23 protein-coding genes are annotated in these 24,670 nt (G+C 48.5%); 18 read left to right on the top strand and 5 right to left on the bottom strand.

Annotated features, from left to right (window positions below):
- Positions 1-90 precede the first annotated feature (90 nt).
- The 5 genes from BUB81_RS00850 to BUB81_RS00830 all read left to right on the top strand — a co-directional run bounded on the left by BUB81_RS00850 (position 91) and on the right by BUB81_RS00830 (position 8,484).
- Complete coding sequence (locus BUB81_RS00850) at positions 91-2,334, top strand: FlgO family outer membrane protein (protein ID WP_084526082.1); 2,244 nt, start codon at positions 91-93, stop codon at positions 2,332-2,334.
- Between the two features lie 55 nt (positions 2,335-2,389).
- Entirely contained in the window at positions 2,390-3,799 is a 1,410-nt protein-coding gene (locus BUB81_RS00845; RefSeq protein ID WP_073316865.1) for an aminotransferase-like domain-containing protein, read from the top strand.
- A 100-nt stretch (positions 3,800-3,899) separates the two neighbouring features.
- Positions 3,900-5,270: a cytochrome c oxidase accessory protein CcoG gene (gene ccoG, locus BUB81_RS00840; protein ID WP_073316863.1), complete on the top strand. Its 1,371-nt coding sequence runs from the start codon at positions 3,900-3,902 to the stop codon at positions 5,268-5,270.
- Between the two features lie 158 nt (positions 5,271-5,428).
- Positions 5,429-7,072, top strand: coding sequence for a methyl-accepting chemotaxis protein (locus BUB81_RS00835; RefSeq protein ID WP_073316861.1), 1,644 nt, complete (start codon positions 5,429-5,431; stop codon positions 7,070-7,072).
- A 53-nt stretch (positions 7,073-7,125) separates the two neighbouring features.
- Positions 7,126-8,484, top strand: coding sequence for an alginate export family protein (locus BUB81_RS00830; protein ID WP_073316858.1), 1,359 nt, complete (start codon positions 7,126-7,128; stop codon positions 8,482-8,484).
- Here BUB81_RS00830 and nhaC read toward each other — a convergent pair.
- The 5 genes from nhaC to BUB81_RS00805 all read right to left on the bottom strand — a co-directional run bounded on the left by nhaC (position 8,461) and on the right by BUB81_RS00805 (position 14,856).
- Complete coding sequence (gene nhaC / locus BUB81_RS00825; RefSeq protein ID WP_073316855.1) at positions 8,461-9,909, bottom strand: Na+/H+ antiporter NhaC; 1,449 nt, start codon at positions 9,907-9,909, stop codon at positions 8,461-8,463. The two genes, BUB81_RS00830 and nhaC, sit on opposite strands and share 24 nt — an antisense overlap.
- Positions 9,899-11,077, bottom strand: a complete 1,179-nt coding sequence (locus BUB81_RS00820; RefSeq protein WP_084526080.1) for a trans-sulfuration enzyme family protein — start codon at positions 11,075-11,077, stop codon at positions 9,899-9,901. Before BUB81_RS00820 ends, nhaC begins: the two co-directional genes overlap by 11 nt.
- 215 nt (positions 11,078-11,292) lie before the next feature.
- Positions 11,293-13,155 (bottom strand): DUF885 domain-containing protein, encoded by a 1,863-nt coding sequence (locus BUB81_RS00815; protein WP_073316853.1) that lies wholly within the window; start codon positions 13,153-13,155, stop codon positions 11,293-11,295.
- A 72-nt stretch (positions 13,156-13,227) separates the two neighbouring features.
- Positions 13,228-14,418 (bottom strand): aminotransferase class I/II-fold pyridoxal phosphate-dependent enzyme, encoded by a 1,191-nt coding sequence (locus BUB81_RS00810; protein ID WP_073316850.1) that lies wholly within the window; start codon positions 14,416-14,418, stop codon positions 13,228-13,230.
- Positions 14,419-14,442: 24 nt separating this feature from the next.
- The gene (locus BUB81_RS00805; RefSeq protein WP_073316848.1) at positions 14,443-14,856 is read right to left on the bottom strand and encodes a hypothetical protein; all 414 of its coding nucleotides are present in this window, start codon (positions 14,854-14,856) and stop codon (positions 14,443-14,445) included.
- 402 nt (positions 14,857-15,258) lie between these two features.
- Here BUB81_RS00805 and BUB81_RS00800 point away from each other — a divergent pair, with 402 nt between their 5' ends.
- From BUB81_RS00800 to efpL, 13 genes are all read left to right on the top strand, one after another.
- A complete protein-coding gene (locus BUB81_RS00800; protein ID WP_245819091.1) occupies positions 15,259-17,601 on the top strand; it encodes a TonB-dependent receptor in 2,343 nt (780 codons plus the stop codon).
- 1 nt (position 17,602) lies between these two features.
- Positions 17,603-18,844 carry a dipeptidase gene (locus BUB81_RS00795; protein ID WP_073316846.1) on the top strand — a complete coding sequence of 414 codons (1,242 nt, stop codon included), beginning with the start codon at positions 17,603-17,605 and terminating at the stop codon, positions 18,842-18,844.
- Positions 18,845-18,995: 151 nt separating this feature from the next.
- The gene (locus tag BUB81_RS00790) at positions 18,996-19,760 is read left to right on the top strand and encodes a hypothetical protein (protein ID WP_073316844.1); all 765 of its coding nucleotides are present in this window, start codon (positions 18,996-18,998) and stop codon (positions 19,758-19,760) included.
- A gap of 8 nt (positions 19,761-19,768) precedes the next feature.
- Positions 19,769-20,257, top strand: coding sequence for an RNA polymerase sigma factor (locus BUB81_RS00785; RefSeq protein WP_245819090.1), 489 nt, complete (start codon positions 19,769-19,771; stop codon positions 20,255-20,257).
- Positions 20,250-20,819, top strand: a complete 570-nt coding sequence (locus tag BUB81_RS00780) for a hypothetical protein (RefSeq protein WP_073316840.1) — start codon at positions 20,250-20,252, stop codon at positions 20,817-20,819. Before BUB81_RS00785 ends, BUB81_RS00780 begins: the two co-directional genes overlap by 8 nt.
- Before the next feature lie 139 nt (positions 20,820-20,958).
- Entirely contained in the window at positions 20,959-21,144 is a 186-nt protein-coding gene (locus BUB81_RS00775; RefSeq protein WP_073316838.1) for a hypothetical protein, read from the top strand.
- A 136-nt stretch (positions 21,145-21,280) separates the two neighbouring features.
- A complete protein-coding gene (locus tag BUB81_RS00770) occupies positions 21,281-21,505 on the top strand; it encodes a type II toxin-antitoxin system ParD family antitoxin (protein ID WP_073316836.1) in 225 nt (74 codons plus the stop codon).
- A gap of 2 nt (positions 21,506-21,507) precedes the next feature.
- Positions 21,508-21,804, top strand: coding sequence for a type II toxin-antitoxin system RelE/ParE family toxin (locus BUB81_RS00765; protein ID WP_073316834.1), 297 nt, complete (start codon positions 21,508-21,510; stop codon positions 21,802-21,804).
- A 247-nt stretch (positions 21,805-22,051) separates the two neighbouring features.
- The gene (locus BUB81_RS00760; RefSeq protein WP_073316832.1) at positions 22,052-22,468 is read left to right on the top strand and encodes a hypothetical protein; all 417 of its coding nucleotides are present in this window, start codon (positions 22,052-22,054) and stop codon (positions 22,466-22,468) included.
- Entirely contained in the window at positions 22,465-22,665 is a 201-nt protein-coding gene (locus tag BUB81_RS00755; RefSeq protein ID WP_073316830.1) for a helix-turn-helix transcriptional regulator, read from the top strand. Before BUB81_RS00760 ends, BUB81_RS00755 begins: the two co-directional genes overlap by 4 nt.
- Positions 22,666-22,676: 11 nt before the next feature.
- Positions 22,677-22,865 carry a hypothetical protein gene (locus tag BUB81_RS00750; protein WP_073316828.1) on the top strand — a complete coding sequence of 63 codons (189 nt, stop codon included), beginning with the start codon at positions 22,677-22,679 and terminating at the stop codon, positions 22,863-22,865.
- Positions 22,866-23,124: 259 nt separating this feature from the next.
- Positions 23,125-23,916 carry a phytanoyl-CoA dioxygenase family protein gene (locus BUB81_RS00740; protein WP_073316824.1) on the top strand — a complete coding sequence of 264 codons (792 nt, stop codon included), beginning with the start codon at positions 23,125-23,127 and terminating at the stop codon, positions 23,914-23,916.
- Positions 23,917-24,071: 155 nt separating this feature from the next.
- Complete coding sequence (efpL, locus tag BUB81_RS00735; protein ID WP_073316822.1) at positions 24,072-24,647, top strand: elongation factor P-like protein EfpL; 576 nt, start codon at positions 24,072-24,074, stop codon at positions 24,645-24,647.
- The last annotated feature ends 23 nt before the right edge of the window (positions 24,648-24,670 follow it).

The following is a 24,670-nucleotide window of genomic DNA, read 5'->3' as shown; positions in this document are numbered from 1 at the left end:
AACTAAATATGACAACCAGGCCAATCATTTTTGTATTTAGCCCATTGATTGCATATTATTTTGCCTAAAAAATAAACGTCAATCGAATAAATGGACGATTCAAAACAGGCTTTGCAGCTCGGTAGTCTCTCAATTTGCCCGCTTTCCAATACCGTATCGAGCCGCGATAAAACAGTAAAAGTTACGCCAAAGGTCATGTCTGTAGTTGTATCATTAATTGATGCACAGGGAGAGGTACTAACCAGAGAGTACTTATTAGACAAACTATGGCCCAACCGAGTCGGCGCAGATGAAAGTCTGACAAGAGCGATATCTGACGTACGAAAGTGTCTGAAATCGTTAAGTTCTGATGCGGCTGAAGCCGTAGTGACTATTCCCAAGTGTGGTTATCAAATTGATTCTACACGTTTGGAAGCCGCTTTCCCGACTGACAAGCCTGTTGCTCCAAACCATAGAAATCGACACTTCGCAATACTGTCATTGTTGGCCGGTGTTGTTTTGATAGCGCTTGTAGCGTTATTTTTTATGGCAGATAAGCCTCAACCTCGGCCGTCAATTGCAGTGCTGCCTTTCGTGGATATAAGCCCGGCGCCTGACAGTCAGTTTCTTGGTGCAGGCATAGCTGAAGATGTCCTTAATAACCTGACTCGTATTGAAGAGATTCTGGTTGTGTCACGGACATCGTCGTTTGCTTTCAACACCGAGCAGAACGCCACGCAGGATATCGCTGAAAAACTCAATGTAGATTATGTGTTGGAAGGGACAATCAGGCGAGATCATTCTCGCGTTAGAGTGTCCGCCAAGCTCATTGATACCAGTAATGGACGCAGTGTCTGGGCTAATAGGTTTGAGCGGGAATATCAGGATTTGTTTGCCTTACAGGATGATCTGTCTGAGGCAATTACCCATGCTCTGAAAATCAACCTGCTGAGCTCGGATCGAGGGAAAAGGGTGGGGATGACTTCATATCCCAGAGCTTACGAATTATTTCTTGATGGACGGGCCCTGACTTATCAACGCAATTCGAGTTCGCTTCAACAAGCCGAAGCATTGCTTAGTCAGGCTACGCTGCTCGACCCGGAATTTCACATGGCCAATGCACAACGCTTCATTGTGTTTGAACTGGCAAAGACATATGGTGGTTTTTCTGCAAAGCGCATAAATGAGCAGCAGGCGCATTTATATTTTGAACTGCAAGCTGCGCCGGACTTTCCTTTGAAGAAGCTGGTGAACGCCCAATATGCAAGGGATAACCATCAACCAGAGCTGTCTAAGCAGCAGATCCGCGAAGCCTATATTGAAGCGCCCCATGACCCTTATATTCAAAACTTTGCGATTAATTACCTACTGCCTGACAGGTCGATTTCTGACTATTTGCATGAACGCATTGCGTTGCTCAGGCGTAACCCTCTGGATACGGTCAACATGCTTAATCTGGCTGAAACCGCGTATATGGCTGGCGAGAAGACACTTAGTCTGGACACGCTCAATCAAATTACCCGTGTCGAACCTGAGGGACTGATGAATTTGATTGGCACCGTTACAAAACACTACAGTTTCAACCACGATCCCCACAAAGCGCTGGAGGCGGCATTGCAATATAAAGGACCACCCAGTGTCATTGCAGAAGATTTTATTGTGAAGCTATTGCTGGTTACTGGCCGGGTTGAAGACGCACTGGCGCATCTTCAGCAACACGTGGCGGAACAAACTGCTCCTTCTCCTCAAATGAAAAACCAGCTGATGTTTCTGTATCATAAAAAGCGGCAAGGTGTTTTGTCACCGCGTGTATTGTCATTACTCGCTGAGTTGCCTTTGTCGCGAAATGTGGTTGCCGAAATAAATATGATGCTGGATATACAGTATGGTGACGCATCATCTTTTGAGCAGTTCTATGGGGTGAATGGTGAAGTCGATGTGTTCCGGTTTAAGCAACTAATGAACATACCCAACGATACCGTTTTGATGTATGCCGCCATAAAAAAACAACAGGGGTATCCTGAGTACGCCCGTTCATTGACGGATTACCCGGCTATTGAGGAACTTAAATGTGACGACAAGGCATTGCGGTACCCGAACATCATGTGTGTGCTGGTGAGTTATTTACGTGAATCGGGTGATGAAACCGAGGCTTTCAGAGAGTTTCAGCGTTCTTTAAAAGTGTTACATGTACGGCATATCGGTATGGAGATGTTTATACGGACTTCACCGATTTACTACGGCGTAAATCAGCACCCTCAATTCAATACCGTCGCAACAGATTTTCTGAATAATACCTTCGAGCAATGGGGCGGCGGAGTTGCAACGGTACGAAAAGACGATTTAGCGTTGTAACAGTTATGAATCAAAACTGTTATGCTGTTGGTCTTCTCTCACATGACGAAACACGATGGCCAAATACGAGCAGCTTGCCGAACAACTGGCAACACAGATCAAGCAGGGTGTCTGGCAACCTGGTGAGAAGCTGCCGTCTCTGAGAAAGCAATCGGCCATGACCGGGTTTAGCCTGATGACTGTGCTCCATGCCTATCAGTTGCTGGAAAGCCAGGGCATGCTTTGCGCGCGTGAACGTTCAGGCTATCGGGTTGCTGATGCTATTGAGACTACCGGCAATACCGGGGTAATGCAGTCTGCCGAATCTGTCAGTGTGAATGATTTCGTGTTTGATGTGCTGCAGGCGTCCCGCGATCCGCATATGTTCAGTCTGGGTTTCGCCTACCCGGATCCATCCCTTTACCCCCGACAACATCTGACCAAGTCGCTTTCTGCGGCAGCCAGGCAAACTACGGTAACCAGTGCGCTGGATAACCTTCCTCCGGGTAATCAGGCATTGCGTCAGCTGATTGCACAGCGTTATGCGGCGCGAGGGGTAAATATTTCTCCAGAGGAAATCGTCATCACCGCGGGCGCGCTGGAAGCGTTAAGCCTGAGCTTACAGGTGGTAACCCAACCCGGCGATTGGGTGCTCATTGAGTCGCCTGCTTTTTATGGCGCAATGCAGGCCTTGGAGCGGCTGGGGTTGCGTGCTATTACTGTAGAAGTTTCGCCAGACAGGCGTCTAAATCTGGCTGCTGTAGAGCGCGCACTGCAAAGTAAGCCGGTAAAGGCCTGTTGGTTAATGTCGGCATTTCAAAACCCAGTAGGGGTAAGCCTGTCCACAGAAGACAAGCAGGCTTTGGCAGAGCTATTTGACAAATACCAGGTAGCATTGGTGGAAGACGATGTATACGCGGAATTGTATGCAGGAAAGCAACCTCTGCTGCCGCTTAAGCACTACTGCCAACATGGCAATAGTTTGTTGTGTTCGTCGTTTTCAAAGTCGTTGGTAGCCGGATTTCGAATCGGCTGGATCGCAGCAGGTCAACATGCCAAAGCCATTCAAAAACAGCAATTGCTAAGCACTATCTCGACCAGCGTGCCCGTGCAACTTGCTTTGGTGGATTATTTAGAAACTAAAAACTACGAAAAGCACCTGCACCAGTTGCGTCGAACACTCGCGCGCCGTAAATGCGATATGTTTGAGTATTTGAAAACACACTGGTCATCATTTGCCACGGTGCATCATGTGCCTGGAGGCTATTTCCTGTGGGTCGAGTTTGCACCGCAGGTAGATACGCTGGCTATTTATCATCTGGCCTTGAAACTGCGAATAACCCTGGCACCCGGAAAATTGTTTTCACTAAACGGCGAATACAGCCACTGCTTACGCGTAAATGCCTCTTTTGAACTTACGCCTGCCAGGCGACAGCTTCTGGAAAAACTCACCACTCGGATTCAATTGTATTTAGCACAGTTTTGAGTTGAATCTGTTCTAGTTTTTCTTATTGCATCTGTACCTTTTCGCGTAGAGCCAAACGCTTAAAATCCGCTCGTCAATCATTGAAAGGGTGGGATAGCAAGTGAGCGTTAATCTTCCGGATGAAAGTGCGATTATTTTTAAAGTGCCGGTTGCACAAGACAAAATCTACATTCGGGAGCAGCAGGGCTACTATCAGCGCCTGCGTCGAACACTGAATATCCTGTTAGTCGCACTCTTTATAGGTTTACCGTGGATTTCCTGGCAGGGAGAGCAAGCGATTCTGTTCGATGTTGGGGCTCAAACTCTGCGCTTTTTTGCCTGGGTACTGTACCCACAGGATCTAATGGTGTTTGTTCTCCTGTTTTCCCTCGCGGCGTTTGTGTTGTTTTATGTGACCAAAAAATACGGCAGAGTATGGTGTGGATTCAGTTGCCCGCAAACCGTATGGACACTGCTATTTAATTGGGTTGAGCGGCGTATTGAGGGAACCCATCATCAAAGCCGCGCACTCGATAATCAGCCTTGGAGCTGGAAAAAAGCGGGCCTCAAAAGTGCTAAGCATCTTGCCTGGGCAGTGATTGCAGGCTTAACCGCAATGGTGTTCATGTCGTACTTTTATCCAGCTAAAGCGCTTTATTCAGATGTACTTACCTGGTCTGCCTCTGCGCTAATAAGCGGCTGGGTTGTGTTTTTTGCGGCTTGCACATACATAAACGCAGGGTGGATCAGAGAGAAGATGTGCTTGCACATGTGTCCGTATTCCCGCTTTCAGTCAGTTATGTTTGATGCACAAACGAAACTGGTGACCTATGACGTCGCGCGGGGAGAGCACCGTGGACCAAGAAAGCGCATAGCCAAACCCAGAGAGTTAGGTGACTGTGTTGATTGTAATTTATGCGTGCAGGTCTGTCCGGTGGGTATCGATATTCGCAACGGCTTACAGTATGAATGTATAAATTGCGGGTTGTGTGTGGATGCCTGTAATCAGGTCATGGACAAATTTCAGTATGCCCGTAATCTCATTAGCTTTGCTGCGCTGAAACCAGGCAGAACAGTAAATGCGGCGCTAATCCTTTACGGTGTCGCCATTATGGCAATGGTTGTTGGCATGGTGGTATGGGCAACGAACAGAGTTGATTTTGAAGTGAATGTTGCTCGAGATCGTCAGCAACTCTACCGGGAACATTATTCTGGCTTAATTGAAAATACGTTTCGTATAAGTGTGTTGAATAAGTCAAATCAGGTGGCTGATTACCGGGTTGACGTCTCAGGGATAAAGATTGACCAGCAATCGCAAACCGCAATAGAAGCCGTGGAACCTGGTGAAAAACGCGAAACGGTAATCACCTTGTCAGGTAAAAATACGGGCACTAACGAGCGGCAGCATTTTTACATTACAACGACCAATACCTTATCAGGTCAGACGGTGGAGCGTGACGTGGTGTTCATTTATCCTGCAGTGGAAAAATAAGTAAATAAATTAGAGGCTTATTTTTTGTATGAGCCAATTAGATAAAAAATGTAGCTATACGGTTTTTTAGTGAAATAAATGCCAGAAAAATTGCAAAAAAAGAATTCTGTGCAACACTTTCACTATTCTAATCGTGCCTGCAGCTAAGGGGCGACACTATGACTGATTTCAGTCAATACAAAGTCCGGGTGAAGTTTTCCTTCCCAATTATTGTTATCTCCACCTTGTTTCTGGTGGTGGCGGTTATCAGTTGGATCGCGTTATCCAGCCTTACCTCAGAGGCAAGAAACATTTCCACGCGTTATATGAACTCAGTGAGTTTAACGCTCAACGCTGATCGCGATTTGTATCAGGCTTACACAGCTCTACAAGACATGATCGTTACTGCGAGCCAGGGATCGTTAGATATTAGCGCCCAAATCGACGACTTTGAAGAGAATGCGAAGCAAGCGCTCGACCGCATGAATCAGGCAAAGCCTGTGATTGAAAATGACCCGGCTGTATCAAGGCAGATTTCCTCTTTCAAAGCAGATTTTGATACCTGGTACGCGCACTCCAAAAAGTTAATCGCACTTGTGCAGGCCAATGATATTGGTCAGGCGGTTGCCTTGCGTGACACTGAGGTGGCCGGGAGTTTCGACCAATTACGCAGTCACTACGATACGCTGGGCGAGGCGGTGAAAAACAAAGCGGATGCGCTGACGTCCAATATGAGCAGTGATGCCACCTTGTATCAGACTATTTTAGTGTTTGCCGCTGTTATTACAGCGCTAACCTGTGTCGTTTCTATTGTGTACGGCCCTCGTCTGATAACCGACCGACTCGATAAACTGATTCTGGTGATGCGTGACATCAGCCAAGGCGATGGAGACTTGCGAAGCCGCCTGGATGAAAAAGGCAAGGACGAGCTGTCCGACATTGCCCGGGCGTTTAATGTGTTTATGCAAAACCTGCAGCAGCTCATCCAGCTTGTTCAAGAAGACTCGACCAGCCTGAACGATGCCGCTGCAAAACTGAAGCAGTCGTCTTCAACAGTTACCAATGTGTTTCACCAGCAAAATGAAAATTTGAACCAAATTGCAACGGCAGTGAATCAGTTAAGCCACGCCGTGAATGACAATGCTGGCAACAGCCAGCAAGCGTCTGAGAATATGAAAGTGGCCTCTGAAGTGAGCACGTCATCAAAATTAGTGGTGAGTGACTCAGTGAAAAACGTTACCAATTTGTCTGACTCTATCACTAATGCAAAAGGGGTAATTAGCAGCCTGGCGAAAGAGTCGCAGAATATCATCGCAGTACTGGATGTTATTCGCGGAATCGCTGAGCAAACCAATCTGTTGGCGCTAAATGCTGCCATTGAAGCGGCTCGGGCTGGTGAGCAGGGCCGCGGCTTTGCAGTGGTTGCCGATGAGGTTCGAACTCTGGCCAGCAGAACGCAGCAATCCACGGAAAACATTAATGAAATGCTGGGCCGATTAGAGCACAGTGTGAATGATGCAGTTAATGCTATCGAACGAGGTTCCAATGAAGTAGAATCCGTCGTCGCCGTATCTAGCCAGTTAGTCTCGGCATTTGACCAGGTGAGCCAGGCGGTTGATCAGGCTAATGAAATCATTTATCAAATCGCGACAGCATCTGACGAACAACGTCAGGTCGTGGGCGAAATCAACGCTAACGTCTCTTCATTGCATTCGTTAGGCCAACAGAATCTATCAACAGTAGAAAGCAGCGGAAAAATCTCAGACAGTGTGAACGACACCGTTCAGCGCCTTAACCAGAAGATTGGCCGGTTTAAGACCTGATACAGGCCTCGCGCTTTTACTTTGAACGCACACAATTCTCCAGGGGACTTTTTATGAATTACATTAACCCATTTCGCGGCCGGGTTGCCGGGTGCAGTGCACGTCGTAACGGCGTAAAACGCCTGGCGGGTATTGCGCTGGCATCGTTAATACTGGGAGGGACCGCTCAGGTAAGCGCGGCAGAGAGCCCCAAATACGAGTGGTCCGGTGAATGGAACCTGCGCTTCGAAAACCTGGTTAACCCCTTATTTCCCACAACCTCTTCGGCCGTGCACCAGCACAACCAGCGATTGTCGTCCAAGTTCGAGCTAAAAGGCAGTGTTACCTGGTCGAATATTCAATTGGTGGGCGCGTTTGCTGACTCTCGGGTTTACCTCGATAACGATGATCCGACTTTAGGTCGCTCACAGGTAAACACCTTTGAGCCTGTGCAATTTCAGATTGGCTGGCTCGGCGATACCAAAGGTAACACCGACGAGCTGTATATGAAAAAGATCAGCGTAGGCCGGTTTGTACTGGATCACGGTAGTCGCCGTCTTTTGGGTAGTGGCTATTTCCGTAACGCGCTGAATTCATTCGACGGGATCGTCACCGACTGGCATTGGAGTGATTGGTCGGTAAGAGGTTTCTATCTGTTCCCGGTGTCAAGGTTACCGTCTGACGCCGCCAGCATTGACAACAACGAGCGAGCATTTGATAAGTCGGATACAGAGCGCCGTTTTTACGGTGTTTACGCCGAATCTGACGACAAAATGTGGCGTGTGCAGACCTATTGGTTTAACGAAGATGATGGCCCGGGCCTGAACACGCGCAACCGCGATTTATTTACCGTAAGTACGCAGTACACCAGCCCGAAAGGGAGTGAATGGCTTACCGATGTGGAAGTGGCGTTGCAAACGGGTACTCAACGCCAAACGACGGCCAGCGATGACGTAAACGACCTGGACCATTTTGCCTGGTTGCTGCATGCGTCCGTGGGCAAAATGATTGATAGCAAAACGTCGTTAAGTGCGGTTGTTGATCTTATTAGCGGTGATAACGACAGCAGCGATAACAAGAGTTCAGCGTTTGACGGGTTATATGGGGTAAGACGATTTGATTTTGGACCAACGGAAGTTTATCGCTCATTTGCTCGACGAAACCTGGTGGGCATTGGCGCTAAAGTAGTAAGCAAATTTACCAGCAAAGACAATTTGCTGCTGCACTATCGCGCTTACTGGTATCAGAAAACACCTAACGGCAGTGACAGTTTCCTGGGTAACCAGCTTGAAATGCGCTGGCGTCACCAGATTACCAAACCTCTGCGTCTTGAGTTTGGCAGCGCCTACATGTTTAAAGGTAAAGCGTTGGAGCAAGGCGATTACCCGGGCGACACAGCCTATGTGTATTCAGGTTTCCGCTACCGCTTCTAAACGCCGGATGCCAAATCCATTGCGCTGGGCAAGTGCTGCCCAGAGCAATGAGAACACCGGGCCGCCCAGGCAAAACAAGGCCCAGGGTAAATACTCTATGGTTGCCACACCCAGTGTGGTAGCCATAAACAGCCCTGACACCGTCCAGGGCAATACCGGATCCATCAAGGTCACAGAGTCTTCAATACTGCGCGACAAATTCACATTAGCCAGATTGCGTTCCGTGTAGGCTCGCTGATAAAGGTTACCTACAATCAGGCTGGTTACGCCGCCATGACTGGTGAGCGAAAGCAACGTGATGCCACTTATCATGGTACTGGCAATCAAGCTAAAGGTGCCCTTAACGGCTTTTAACATACCCTGAATAATCACATTCAATGCCCCCGTTGCCTGCATAGCGCCGGCCAGCAAAAACGCTGCGATAATAACAACCAGTGTTCCCACCATGGAATAAAGCCCGCCGCGTACTACCAGTTTTACAAACGCAGAGTTCGTTGCTGCGTCGTGCTGTAACTGGCCCGGCAACATGTCCAGAGAGAACCCATGCAAATACGCATTGACGCCATTTGCCAGTGAGAAGGGTTGTATGCTGACAGCGAGAGTTAGCGCCAGTAGAGTAGATAGCGTAATGCCCACTACCGGCGGCCATTTTTTAACGATGGCGGTGATAATTAACAAAGGGGGAAGTAGTTGCCACCATGCCGGTGCGAACGCCTGTTCAATTAAGTGACGCATTGCTTGCGTAGACTGATGCGCACTGTTTGTGGCACTGCTGGATTCTGCAGGAATGAGCGTAAATATTACCAGCGCAATAACAAACGATGGCAGCGCGGTGTATACCATATGCCGAATATGCGCATAGAGATCGGCCCGTGCAGCAATGGCACTGATATTCGTTGAGTCAGAAAGGGGTGACATCTTATCGCCAAAACAGGCACCTGAAATCACCGCCCCAGCGGTTACCGGTAACGAGGCATCCATCACGCTCGCCAGTCCCATCAAGGCAACGCCAATAGTACCTGCAGATGCCCATGAAGAGCCGGTAAACAGGCTCATTACCGACGCGGCCAAAAATGCCGAAACATATAGAAACTGCGGGTCGATTAGGGCAATGCCCAACCAGACAAACATGGGGATTGTGCCGCTAAGCATCCAGCTACCAATCAAACCGCCGATGGAAAGTAAAATCAGAACAACAGGGAATACATCGCCAAACTTTTCCACGGCCGCTGCTTCCATGGCCTGCCACTTCACACCACGCGCATAGCCAATCAAACCCGCGACAATAGCCGCCAGTAAAATAGCAACAACCACAAGTGTGCCGCCGAGTTCGGTAAATAGCGCACCGCCTAAAAATACGCCCAGTAGCGTGATCAGCGGCAGAACGGCCAGAGCAAAAGGCATGTCAGAATGGCTACTTCGCATGGCTAAGTGCCTGTGATAAATCGTTGATCAGTGTGTCTGCTGACTCCAGACCAACAGACAAACGGATAAGGCCTTGTGGCAGTCCGGCGTGCTTCAGTGCTTCTGCGTTATCAGGGCGCTGCGGAGAAATCGCCAGGCTTTCAAATCCGCCCCAGCTCACGCCCATACGGAAGTGCTTTAGGGCATTGAGTACGGCAGCCACGGTTGCATATTCGTTCTGCTTCAGGCTAAAACTGAATAAACCGGTATAGCCCTGTAGTTGTTCTTCTGGCACGGAGGCATCTTGCTGAAGAGCCGGATGAAACACCGTTTCTACCGTATTTTGTTCTTGTAGGAACTGCGCTACAGCCAGGCCATTGGCTTCGTGTTGAGCCAGTCTTACTGGTAGTGTTCGCAGTCCGCGTTCAATTAAATACGCATCCATGGGGCCGATGGCAGCGCCATTTAGCAAAAACGTTTTAAAGAAAATATCCTTAAGCAGCGCCTCACGGGTAATGAGGGCGCCTGCCACTACATCGCTGTGGCCGCCAATGTATTTGGTGAGTGAATGCGCCACAATATCCACCCCCATCGTGATGGGCTTTTGAAGCAGCGGTGTGGCCCATGTGTTATCGATGCCGGTCAGAATGCCTCTTGCTTGTGCAATGGCAACAAGTGCTCTGATATCCAACTGCGTAAACGTCATGGTACCAGGACTTTCAAACCATATGAGTTTGGTATTGGGTTGAATGGCCTGTTCAGCCTCGTTTAAATTCCCCGACGTGACACAGGTAAATGTCACCCCGAAGCGAGCCAGTTGCGTAGCAAGCTGTATGGTAGGGCCGTAGACCTGATTCACAAACAGGATATGATCTCCCTGACTGACCAGTGCACTGATTGCAGCGCTAATGGCTCCCATGCCTGAGGCAAACAACTTACAGGCTTCCCCTTGTTCAAGTGCTGCCAGCTTTTGTTCCACGCTGGTCATCGAGGGATTTCGTCCCCGGCTGTACACTGGTGTAGTGAACTCGTTGGCTAATCCATGGGATAAGTCTTCAAAGCGATCAAAGGAAAACAGTGAGGTTTGGTGAATTGGCGTGGAAATGGGCTGGCTGACCGAAGCAGCCTGGGCGGTTTCGTCTTTCAGATGGCCGCAGCAAATATCTAAATCCTGGGGGGATAATTTCATGGTCTGTCGTCGCGTTGTGTATTCTGGTTATTTTTTATCACCTTAGCGCGAACATCGAGAGAATGGCAATGCTGAAAAATAGAATGGGCTAAATCTAGGGTGAGCAGCCCCTAATAAAAAAGCCGATGAAACTGTGAAGTAACATCGGCTTTTGCGCTAATCCGCATGTTGATTAGCCAGGCCTGCTGACCTGTGTACTCGTTGAGTGTTGCTTTTTATTTTTGTGACGCGATCCAGTCGTCAACCATGCGCTCCAGAATATTCAGTGGTACTGCGCCGTTGCCAAGAATAACGTCGTGGAAGGCGCGGATATCAAACTTGTCGCCCAGTGCGTCTTCGGCTTTGGCGCGTAGCTCCAGAATTTTCAACATACCGATTTTGTATGACGTTGCCTGACCCGGCCAGACAAAATAGCGGCGAACTTCAGCCAGAATTTGCCCTTCAGACACCGGCGAGTTATCGCGGAAATACTGAATAGCTTGTTCTTCGGTCCAGCCCTTTGAGTGAATGCCCGTGTCGACCACCAGACGAATTGCACGCCACATTTCTGATACCAGACGGCCAAATTCAGAGGTCGGGTTTTGATAGCCACCCATCTCTTTTGCTACCGTTTCTGCATAGAGCGCCCAGCCTTCTACGTAGCTATTAAAGAACGAAGTGGTGCGGAATTTGGGTACGCCTTCCAGTTCCTGAGCAATGGATATTTGCATATGGTGACCAGGGTTGCCCTCGTGATACGCAATGGCTTCCATTTCGTTTTTGGGCATGGATGTCATGTCCAGCAAGTGTGCATAATAGGTGCCTGGTGTGCTGCCATCGGGCGAGCCCGGGAAGTAATGCTGCGGCGCACCGGCTTGTTCGCGATAAGGCTCAACGCGTTTCACTACCAAATCTGCTTTTGGCAAAATGCCGAAGAACTCTGGTAATTTTGCTTTGATGTTGTCTAAGTAAACCGTGGTGTCGTCGATATAACCCTGGCGACCCTCGTCGGTATTCGGATAGTAAAAACGTTCGTCAGTGACGTCAGACTTAATATAAGAGAAGAACTCATTCAGCGTGCCGTCGAAGCCGACTTCGTTTTTCACTTTTTCCATTTCTGCCAGCAAGCGGTCCACTTCGCTCAGACCAATATTGTGGATCTCATCAGCCGTTAAATCAGTGGTCGTACGCATAAACAACATGGCATTGTAATAGGCGTCACCATCTGGCAGCGATGACGCACCCTTTGCATCGCGTGGGATGTTAGGTAAGTCGTTTTTAAACCAGGTTATTAATTTTCCGTAAGCAGGCAATACGTTGTCTAACAGCGCTTGTTTTGCCTGCTCGATGTAAGCGGTAGCCTGTTCTTCGTCAATGACGCCACTTTCTTGCAGAGCTGCAATTTTCTTCTTTGCGTCAGCGAATAAGGCTGAATCAGTGTCGCTTTCTTCATCAAATGGCTGCCCTGAAATGACTTTCTCACTTTGGCCGATAACCCCTTCATAGGCAAAGTAGGGCGCTTTTACCCCTTCGTCAGCATTGATTGCTGCCTGGTTGGTAAGCTGTTCAACGGCTCTGGCGACACCTTTCAGGCGAGAGATGTAGGCGTCCATATCACTGCTTTCTTCCACTTTGTGGTAGTTGATCAGCATGGTAGGCAACATGGATTGTGCGCCGTTCATCTGCGTCAGTACGTAACCGCGGCGGCTGAATGGCTGCATCACTTTGGCTACTTCGTACTGATACATCCACAGGTCGTAAGAAATCTTAGCTGACTCATCCAGCTTGTTATAATCGAAGTTGTTTTTTAGCTCTTCAACGGTAGCAGCACGCCATGCAAGGCGTTTTTCCTGAGCTTGCTCAGACATGTCGTCGATTTGGTCGTATAAATCCTTGCGACCCAGGCGAGTCATCATGAGCGGCGAAAACTGCAGTTGCTCTTCGTATTTTGCATCAAACCAAGCGTTGAGGCGTTCAGACTCACTTTGCTGCGGGTGCTCGACAGCGGTTTGAGTGGTTGTTTCCGCATTGGGCGTGGGGGCCTCTGAACAAGCTGACAGCGCAAGGGCCAGCGTGCTTAAAATAAAGAGTCGTTTCATTGTTATAGTTCCCTGGATAAATGCTTTTTATTTTTGCAGCAGTAAACCGCGAGGCGCATTTTGAATCAAATTTTAAATGTTACCTGTTGTGTCTTGAGACAGAGACGCAGTGAACGACTGGATTCGCGCTAGCCCCTCGTGCAGGTTTTGTTCAGACGTGGCATAAGACAGCCGAACGTAACGATCTGCGTCCTTATCACCAAAGTCATTACCCGGTGTGAGCGCAACACCGGTGTCGCTGAGCAATTGTTCACAAAACGCCATTGACGACAAACCCGTACTGGCAACATCTATATAAACGTAGAAGGCGCCGGAAGGCGCTACGGGCACGGTCAATCCGGCTTTTTTAAGCCCGTTAAGAACGATGTTGCGGCGGGTGAGTAATGAGAGTCGCCTTTCTTCACACAGCGCCAGCGTATCAGGCGTAAAGCAGGCCAGCGCGGCAAGTTGCGCAGGTGTAGACGGGCAGATATACAGGTTTTGTGCTAGCCGTTCGATCACCGGTACCATGTCATCCGGCACAATCATCCAACCCAGTCGCCAGCCAGTCATACCGAAAAATTTTGAGAAACTATTGATAACAATAGCGCCATCATCTACAGCAAGAACGCTGCGTGCCGGCCCCGGCGTGTGGTCACTCAAATCCAGATAGATTTCGTCGATTATGCGCCAGGCCTGCTGTTCCCTTGCAAAAGCACACATCTTGTCCAGCTCATCCAGTGTTACGGCCGTGCCGGTCGGATTGGAAGGTGTGGCGATCATGAGGGCCTTGGTGTTGGCGTTCCAATGCGTCGATACCAGTTCATTGTTTAACTGAAACTGGCTGCTTGCGTCAGTGGCTACCAGATTAACCTTGCCGCCGAAGGTTTTTACAAACTGACGGTTACAGGGGTAAGACGGGTCGCCCATTAACACTTCATCACCGGGGTTGACCAGGGCCGCACAGGTCAGTAACAAAGCGGCAGAAGCGCCTGCCGTAACAATAACCCGGTTTGGGTTGATGCTGATATTGTGCTGAGTTTGATAAAAGCCGGCTATGGCCTCGCGAAGTCGCATGTCGCCCAACGCGCCTGTGTAAGGTAGTTGGTTTTCAGCAACAGCTTGTTGCATAGCTTGCTGAACCGCAGGCGGCGCCCCAAAGTCGGGTTCACCAATGTTCAGTCGAATAACGTTGTGGCCTTGATTTTCTAATGCGGTGGCCTTTTCTCCAAAGGCCATAGCGAAAAACGGGGCGATGGCATTCGCCCTGTCGGAATATTGCATGTTGAACTACTCAAAAATGGGGGGTTACTGTAACCAGCCTGCTTTCACGCCGCGCTGGCTCACTACCACCAGAAGAATGGATATGATCACTACCACAGCAGGCAGGATCACAACACTTGGCCCAAGCAGGGCTATCGAATCGATAATAACAAAATTATAAAATTGCTGTACCAGTACACCGGCCAGCGAAACAACCAGTAACGGAAACGCCAGCTTTTTGCCAAGCGCCAGCATCAAGCTGCCTAACAAGCCTCCGAATACCGCCAGTGCATAAGCCACCATCGACCAAGTTGGGATGTTTTTATAGGCTTCCTGCTGGGCTTCGGGTAACTGAGCAATCATTTCCGGGGTCATAAGTAACTGGCTAACGAATGCCAGGACGCCTATTGCATTCCATACCACCATTATCCAGGCAAATATCTTGGTACCTTTCGTCATTGTTATCGGTCCTCAGAAGGTGTTGTGTTCGATATCCACTATACGAGCAAACGGCGTGGGTTCGCAAAGCATTCTTGTTAATTTTGAATGCACCAAAGGTCAACAAACCCGAGACGGGTGAAGTTTGGTTTGTGTTGGTGCATTGGCTGAATTTTGCTCACCAACCCTGTGCGAAGTGGAAAATCTCATTGAAAACAGAATGTAAACTTTTTGTATTTTATAGAAAGTATACGATATTAAATTTGCAGGCTGCCGTCGTGAATAGTTTATTCGTCCCAAATTTCGGGGTGCTGTAAATGGTTGGTACGGACCTTGACTCTTGTTTGTCATCACCGCCCATGGAAGTCGCGGGATACAACAAAAAGGGTTCTCCCCGGAATTAGACTGAGACCTGAATAAATTATGATGAAGCAAGTAAAAAACAAATCGTTTTCCTTAACTGTATTGGCTGGCGTAATAGGCCAACTGTTATTTTCTGCGCAGGCAAATGCGCAAGCCGCCGATACTGAAGCCTCTGCTACTGAAGAAAAAATCGTGGTAGTGGGGCGACGCGTGTCGCAAACCGATATTGCTATTGGTACTGATGAAGCGACCAATACCATTGCTGTTACCCGGGAAGAGTTGCTGTCTGCGCCTTCCGGTATCTCCGGTCTTAAAATGCTGGAAAGTCTCCCCGGCTTTAACGTACAAACGGATGGTGCGTTGGGGCTTTATGAATTTGGTAACTCCGTACAGGTACGTGCTTTCCAGTTAAGCCAAATGGGCTTTGTGCTGGATGGTATCCCGATGGGCCGCTCCGATGCGTTTGGTGGTAGCCCTATTTTCCGCTACGTAGACAATGAAAACCTGGGCTCTGTTGTTGCGTCTCCCGGTGCGGGCGATGTTTCGGCTCCCAGCTATTCGTCACTTGGTCCGATAGCCTCCTACAATACCGTAAGACCATCAGAAGAAATGGGCGGTATGGTGGCGGTCACGGTGGGCGACTTTGACCTACAGCGTACATTTGTAAAACTGGAGACCGGTGATATTGACGGCTTCCGCGCTTATGTAAGCCGTTCTAAAACCGATAGCGATTTGTGGCGTGGCCCCGGCACTATCGATCGTGAACACATCGAAGCTAAAGCCCTTTATGAGTTTGGTGACAGCTACATTCAGGCCACCATGGTGTCGAATGACTTCTTTGATTATGACTCACCCTCAGCACCGGCTTCGACCTTTGCCAGCAATTATTACTATGGTTACCAGGCGTCTATTCCGGAAGGGTGCGTAAGCGCGGATCCGGGGGTTTATGACTTCAATGGCGACGGTACCATTGACGACAGTGATTTTACCCCTGTTTTTACCGGCTCTAACTGCACTTCTTACTACGAAGACCGCATCAACATCCGCGACGATAAGCTTTACTCGTTGGGTTTTGGTACTTATCTGTCGGAAGATATTCAGCTAACCGCAACAGCCTATTTTGAAGACAAAGACGGCTATGGGGTATCACCAGACAGCTACACCAACTCGTTGGGGATCTATGAAGATCAGGCCGCTGCAGGACTGGATGTTGTTCACCCTCGTGGTGTGCAATACGGCTTGTCTACTGTAGGCGGAGAACGCGAAGGCCTGGTAGCCGGTGTAAGCTGGTTTATGGGTGATCACAAAGTCGAATTTGGTGGCTGGGTAGAGCAGGATACTTACAACCGCACGCAGGCTCGACTGAATAAAACTGGCGGCAGTGCCGACGGCGATGTGATTTGGGACGAAGTGGTTTATTACCGTCGTGATTACACGGCAGTGCGCGATACTACGCAGCTCTATCTCAAAGATACCATTAGCTTGTTGGACGACGATTTAGTGCTCGAAGTCGGCATGAAGTCGCTATCCATTGATTACTCGCTGGACGGTTATCGCGACTACAATGATTATGAAATTGATGGCGAAGAAGGTTACGGGCCGCAACATGTTGAAGCGGACTACACCAATAACTTTCTGCCAATGGTGGGGGCGGTGTACCGCTTAAACGACACGGACCAGCTATTCGCCTCAATTGCTCAAAATTATGCGTTACCTGCGGGGACTGACGACATTTTTGACAACGCCATTGGTTTCGCCGCTGAAGCGCCTAAAGGCGAAGAGTCGGATAACATTGAGTTTGGTTACCGCACAAACAGCGAGAACTACAACGGTGCAGTAGCGGTATTTTACACTCGCTTCGACAATCGCTTGATTGCCAGCAGTGTATTGAACCCGGCCACGGGGCAGCCAGAAACATTCTATGTAAACGCAGGTGCATCAAAGGCCTACGGTATCGAATTCAGCGGTGTATTCCAGCCTGAAATGTTCGACCGGGAGCTGTATTTCAATGCCAACGTGTCTTACAAAAAAGCCACGCTGGTTGACGGCTTTGGCAGCAACCCTGCTGGAAGTCAGTTACCAGACAGCCCTGAATGGCTCGCGACAGGTGGCGTGACATACGAACCGACAGAATGGTTAGTCGCTAACTTCTCAGCTAAATACACAGACACCCGGTACACCGACTTTAACGAAACCTATGAGCTAAAGAGCTACCTGGTTGCTCAGGCTTATGTGGATATTGGTGGCCCCAACAGCTTTGGTATGCCTGAAAATATGCGCCTGCGTTTTAACGTAGACAACGTGTTCGACAAGCAGGTGATGTCGTTTGGTTTCACCGGGTCATCATTCGGCCGGCCGTTAAGTCCACGTACTTTCCAGGCAACGCTGACGGTGGATTTCTAATATGAAAAAGTTTGCAATAAGTGTGTGTGCAGGTGCGGTGGCTGCGTTAAGCAGCCCCGCATTCTCCGCTATCGATCAACGCACCAGTCATGCCATGCACGAAGAACTGATAGTCATGGATACGCACCTCGATACTCCAGCGCTGCTGGTGCAGCCTGGTTTCGACATCATGCATGAGCATACTTACGACAGTGACTTTTCTCAGGTCGATGTGCCGCGCATGAATGAAGGTGGCTTAGATGGCGGCTTCTGGGTTATTTACACCCCGCAAGGCCCGGTTACCGAAGACGGATTTAAGTCTGCTCGTGATACCGCGTTGCTGCGCGCTATGGCTATACACAACATGGTTGCCGCTAACCCGGATACCTTTGCACTGGCAACTGAGCCGGAAGATGCAGAAAAAATTGTGGCTGACGGCAAGAAGATTGTCTATGTCAGTATGGAGAATGCTTATCCGCTCGGTGAAGACTTAAGCTTACTGAATACGTTTTATAAAATGGGACTGCGAATGGTTGGGCCGGTCCATTTTAAAAATAACCAGTTTGGCGACAGCTCCACCGATCCGGATGGGCCTCAATTCGACGGTTTATCGCCGCTCGGAGAGGCCCTGGTAAAAAAAGCCAATGAACTTGGCATTATACTGGATGGCTCTCATTCCTCTGATGCATTGCTGGAGGATATGATTGAACTGTCGAAAACGCCGGTTATTCTTTCTCATTCCGGCACGAAGGCAGTGTATGACCATCCGCGTAACGTGGACGATGCCCTGCTGAAAAAGCTGGTGGCAAGCGGCGGTGTTATTCATGTAAACGCATATAGCTCTTACCTGACTGAACTGCCCAGTGATCCCGAACGCAGAAAAGCCTTTGGTGTGCTGATGAAGCAAATGGGCAGCCTGTCTGATATGACGCCAGAGCAAATAGCGGCGTTTAAAGCGCAGCGCAAACAGATTGAAATGGAACACCCGGCGGTGAAAGCCACCTTTGAGGACTACATGGCGCACTTCCTTCATATCCTGAAAGTAGCGGGGCCAAAGCACACAGGTGTTGGCGCTGACTGGGACGGTGGTGGTGGTGTCGAAACCATGATGGACGTCGCTGCGCTGCCTAAAATTACCGCGCGTTTGCTGGCTGAAGGCTATAGCAAAGAAGATTTAGCCGATATATGGGGCAACAATGTCCTGCGCTTATTACAGCAAGCCCAGGACTACGCAAATAGCCTGAAGGAAACAGCAAAAGAGTAGAAGTTTTAGCTTGTATATCTCCGTAAACATAGCAAGCATGGCACGTCATTTGGCGTGCCTTTTTCATTGCGTTGAAAAAATTTAAAAATAAATGTCAGGGTTTTGTCGTGCCTCTCGACTATAGGGGTAACTGACTTAAAAGGAGAGATTCATGACAACCCTAACCAACACCACTTCTAACGACGTAACAACCGCTAAACAAACTAACAAAGACAACTCGGCATTCGCTGTGCTGGGTGACTGGCTGGCACAAGGTGCTCGTGTATATCGAAATGCACCGATAAGCCTGACGCTGACTTCTCTGGTGCTGATGATTATCGGCGGACTCGTACAAGGATTGCCTGCGCCTTACGGCATGTTTGCCTCTAAATGGTTATCGGCCGGCTTAATAACACTACTTTGGCCGTTGACCTGGCATGTACTGCAAAACGGCAAATTCAGCCTGCGCAGTCTGAAGCAATACAGGGGTTATCGATATTTACCCGCGCTGGGCGTGTTAATGATGTTACCTTTTGCTTCACAAGTAGTCTTCGGTGCATTGGCGTTTGGTGCGCCGGGTGTGGACCTGGTGTTGTATCAGGATATGACGAACTTTAGCCGTATTCACGTAGCGAGTGTACTCATGGCCTCTGCACCACTGGGTTTACTGATGAGCTTTATCCCTGCTTATGTACTGATTAAACAGGCGTCACTGAAAACGGCTACGGTAGAAGGTATTAAACTGGCCTTTCGTGCAATCAAACCACTGTCGCTGTTAATGCTGCTGAATATGGCGCTGATGTTCAGTGTGCCTTACACCTTCGTACTGAGCGCCATCTTAGTAGGTCCGCTACTGTTCTGTGTGAATGTGGTTGCCTTTAACTATCTGATTGGCGAAGATACGCAAACTAAAAATAACAATAATTCAGCTAGTTAAGGATAGATGTGCTGACCGAAGCTCAATGCGACGAGGTAGTCAAAGAATACGCGCCCATGCTGGCGCGTATCGCCTCTTCATACGAAAATGACAAACATCTGCAACAGGATCTGTTGCAGGAAATCAGCTTAGCGGTATGGCGTGCCTGTGCCTCGTTTCGAGGCGATGCCAGCGTAAAAACCTTTGTGGCAAAGGTGGCCCACAACCGCTGTGTTGATTACGTAATAAAAGCCAGAAACCAGACTGACAACGTAGAATTGTCCGACGGCATGTTAATTAGCCAAAACAGTGATAACCAGGATAAGAGTCGGGATTTAATGTCGGCTATTAATCGTTTGTCGCTACCACTGCGGCAGGTAATTACCATGCAACTTGAGGGGTTTACTTACAGTGAGATTGCCAGCGTGCTGGGTACTTCTGAAGCGGCTGTAACTAAACGCGCCGGGCGGGCAAGAACGTTACTGGAACAACTATTGGGCAGCAATAACAATGGATAATCAGTTTGAACAATGGCAGGCCGCGTATCAGCAACAAACACCCAAGGTGGATACATCGGCACTGCTTAACGACGTAAAAGCAACCCATAGGAAAGAAACACAAAAAGCCTGGGTTGATCTTATTTCTGGTATCGCAGTCAGTATTTTTGTGTTGTACACGGCTATATTTTTAACCAGCAGTGCGCTGTCAGGCATGTTACTGGCAGCAGTCGTTCCGGTTCCCTTTGCATTTTCGCTATGGTCTTTCCTGTTAAGAAAGCAGAAATCCGAAGCAGACACGCAATCGGTGGCTGCATTGCTGGCAGAGAAAAAGCGTCAACTAATTAATAAAGTCACTTATTGGCGAGTCTCTGCAGTCGGGATTACCGTGCTTTGGAGTCTGCTTTCCGGCGTCTGTGCCTGGTTCTGGCTCGGCGGGGACGAGCAATCAATGTGGTTTGTATTGCCCGTCGTTCAGTTGGCGATAGTTGTTGTCACCTGGGTGAGATATAGCATGGTAAAGCGTCAGCTACCTGAACAGTTAAAGACGATCGAAGCGCTTTATTCACCCTCAGAAGAGTGAGTAAGCCCAGGGTCGTCGGCGTTAGTGGCGGTGAAGCTTTTTGCAGGGTAAAGCTGCCTCTGTTCTCGCTATTAAAAACTTGGCAAGGTATTTGAGTGTGATTTGGATATGACTTTCAAACCACAAAAAATTGACGCTCATGAGACTACCTACCAAAAGTTTAATTGCCAAAATCGAATCACTGTCAGCACAAATGAACCCGGAACAACTCAGAGACTTTCTGGATGTACTGGACTCAATGGCCGTTATGGTTGAAGAAGCCAAAGCGCTGCCACCGTCAAAAGAAACTCAAAATCTGGCGAAGTTGAAAGTAGAGTTGCATTAGCCGATATAAGGCTGGTCAGTGTGACTTAGGCTGCTAGGTTTTAATACAGTATTTGTTCATTCGCGACACCACCAGTTGGCAAACTTTGCTAATATCTGCCATCATATAGTCACGTCCAAGAATAGAGGAACAAATGATGGCAACACTGAATGTATCGCTCCCGGACGAGATGCGCACGTGGATAGATGAGCAAGTGAAAACGGGCAAGTATGCTAACGCCAGTGACTATATTCGTGATTTAGTTCGCCGCAATCAGAGTGAACGCGATGCTATTAACCTGGCTCTGATTGAAGGAGAACTGAGTGGTAGCAGTACGAAGAACGTGATGGATATTCTTAAGGAAAAGAGAAGCCGAGCCTGAATATGAGTCAATATACCCTCTCTAACAAAGCAGAGGATGATATATCCAGAATTTACGATTATTCTGTCAACACCCATGGTGTAAACCATGCTGAAGCCTATTTAGTTGCACTCCACGAAGCGTTAGTTATTTTAGCGGGCTCCCCCAACGCAGGCACTTCAGCCGAAGAGATCAGAAAAAACTATCTGAAGTTTCCAGTTAATAAACATATGGTCTTTTATAAAAAAGCGAGCGACGGTATTTTCGTTGTCAGAGTGCTTCATCAACACATGAAATATACGCTGCATATTGCCGATTGACACTCAGCATTAATGAGTAGTGTACAGCCAAATATTCAGGTTAAATCAGAATCCTCTGGGTCTGTATAGGCCTAGCAATCTGACAAGCAATATCTTCAATTCTTTTTTACTTTTTTCAAAAAAATTAGCTTTCCCCTCAAGCCTATAGCTCAAAAAATGCTCTTTTTATGACAAGTAAGCTTTACTTTTGTCTTTCATTGGTTACTATATGTAAAGTTCGTTTTACTTTTTGTAGGGTTTTAAAGATATGGGTAACGATACAGGCATGTCCTGGCAACAACGTAACGCCAGAAATGTACGCCGGTTAGGTATGTGGACAGCAGCCTGGCTTGTGAGTCTGGCCACGGTGTTTTTCGGGCATAAATACCTGTGGGATGGTAATCACGCCCTCACCGCTGCAGTTGTGGGAATTAACGTAGTGTTGGGTGGTTTTATGATTTGGGCCAACAAGCAGCACTTACTTGGTCTGGACGAATTGCAGCGAAAGATGCAGTTAGAGGCCATGGGGCTGTCTTTGGGGGTAGGTATGGTACTTGGCTTTGCCTATTCTGCGCTGGACTCGACAGGCGTTATTCCTTTTCGCGCTGAAATCTCCCATTTGGCGGTGATCATGTCATTGAGTTACCTGATTGGTTTGGCGATTGGAGTAAGGAAGTACCAATGAAAAACCGGTTAAAAGTATTGCGTGCAGAGCGCGACTGGACACAGGCGGATCTGGCTGAACGGTTGGACGTATCCAGGCAAACCATTAATGCCATTGAGAAGGGCAAGTTCGACCCGAGTTTGCCGCTTGCGTTCAAGGCTGCCAGATTATTTGAATTGGCTATCGAAGATATTTTTCAAGATGAAGAAACAACCTGAAGGAATTGACTATGAATTATTTAAAAAGCTTGTACACCAACCCCGAGTTATTTAGTGCCGTTATTTTTGCACTCAGTATACTGGCTATCAGCTATTTTGTGGGTGACCACGAAAATGCAGGAGTACTCATCTCGGTGTTGCTGGGGATTTACTTCGCGGTATTTCAGCGTGTTAAAGCACAACGCAAACACTGCTGTTAAGCAGGTTTGAAATAGCGAAAACAACGGAGGATTAAGGATGAATATTCTGACTAAATTGAAATGTAGTTCGCATTTGCTTGTTGCTTTAATCTTTGCATTTACCATGTTGCTTTCTGCATTTTTAGTTGGTGAGCATGAAAATGCCAGCACGTTGGTACTGATACAAATTTGCGCCTACGTTATCGTTGCAGGACAAATACCCAGAAGCAAAACGGGCCCGAAGCCATGTAAACCTTGCAATGCAAGCGGAGCCTGAGCAGTGTCGACATATGACAAGCAACACAAAGTTGGCCCTGACTATCAGCGTCAGGGCTTTGTTGTTATAGACGGCTTTCTGAGTGAGCAGGAGCGAGCCAACCTGTTGGCAGTAGTGAATGAGTTTCATCAGCAATGGCTGGACAAAAACGCCGAATTTTATGCCGAAAGAGCAATTAACTCAGCCTACCTCACAGCCAGCACGTTTTTAAATGATGTCCAGCGACAAGTGTTGTTTAACTTTATTGGTTCACAGCGGGTAATGACTTTGGCCTATGGGTTATTGGGCAAGCAACCGGCCTTTATGAATACTCAGTTGTTTTTTGACCCCGCTAACCCGAACCAGAAAAACTACTGGCATCGGGACGCACAATACCATTTGTCATTGGATGAACAGCGCGAAGCACTGAAAGGGTCACAGGTGTTACATTTTCGATTTGCACTAGTCGATGAGCCAGGCTTGGAGGTGATTCCCGCAAGCCATATCAACTGGGACACAGTTGAAGAACTGGATGTGCGAATGGGCAATAATGGCAAAGCGCCGCATCACGATCTGCCTAACCAGTATCGCGTGCCGTTAAAAGCAGGCGACCTGATGATCTTCAGTGCCAATCTTATCCACCGGGGGATCTATGGCATGGACAGACGCGCACTGGATGTCCTGTTTTGCGACCCGGAGCCGGACATTCTGAAATACGCTAACCCCGATTGTTTACCGCGAGGAAAACAGCTGGCAGCCATTGATGACCCCACAGCGTTTACGGTAACGCAGAACTGCCTGGATACAGCGAAGTAAAATTTGGCTTTTTCATTGCCCGAAACAGGCAGCCCGAAAACGAAAGAACAAAAGCGCCGGCCAGCTCTTTCCCATTGAGCAAAAATCATAGAGAATATCGCCTTCAACAAAAGCCGGGGCAACCAGCCTCCGGCCAGAAATTGCAGGATTATCCCATGCCAAAGGCAAGCGAAATTAAAAAGAACAACACCATCGTGTTTAACGGCAAAACCTGTATTGTGCGTGATATCGAACGCTCTGTACCTCAAGGTCGTGCCGGAGGCAGCATCTACCGTATGCGTATGTACGACGTAGTAAGTGGTGCTAAGTTTGACGAAACATTCAAAGATTCAGACATGCTGGACATGGCGGATTTGGTGCGTCGCCCTGCGATGTTCTCTTACATGGATGGCGATGAATATGTCTTTATGGACAAGGAAGACTACACGCCTTATCACCTGAATAAAGAGTCTATCGCAGACGAAGCGCTGTTCATTAACGAAGAGACCGACGGCATACAGGTTCTGATCGTAAGTGAAGTGCCAGTAGCACTGGATCTGCCTATGAGCGTAGAGTTGCAGGTTGTTGAAACCGACCCGTCAATCAAAGGCGCATCAGCTACTTCGCGCACTAAGCCTGCTACGCTGTCTACAGGCCTGGTTGTTCAGGTGCCTGAATACATCAGCACGGGCGAGTGGATCAAGGTGAACACCGAAGAGCGTAAATTCCAGAGCCGTGCCGACAAGCACTAATCTGTGATGGGCTTAGCCCCTGT

Origin of the sequence: Marisediminitalea aggregata (genome assembly GCF_900129565.1) — a bacterium.
GTDB classification, from domain to species: domain Bacteria; phylum Pseudomonadota; class Gammaproteobacteria; order Enterobacterales; family Alteromonadaceae; genus Alteromonas; species Alteromonas aggregata.
Note: the sequence above shows the minus strand (reverse complement) of the source record. Positions and strands in the feature narration are given on the sequence as shown.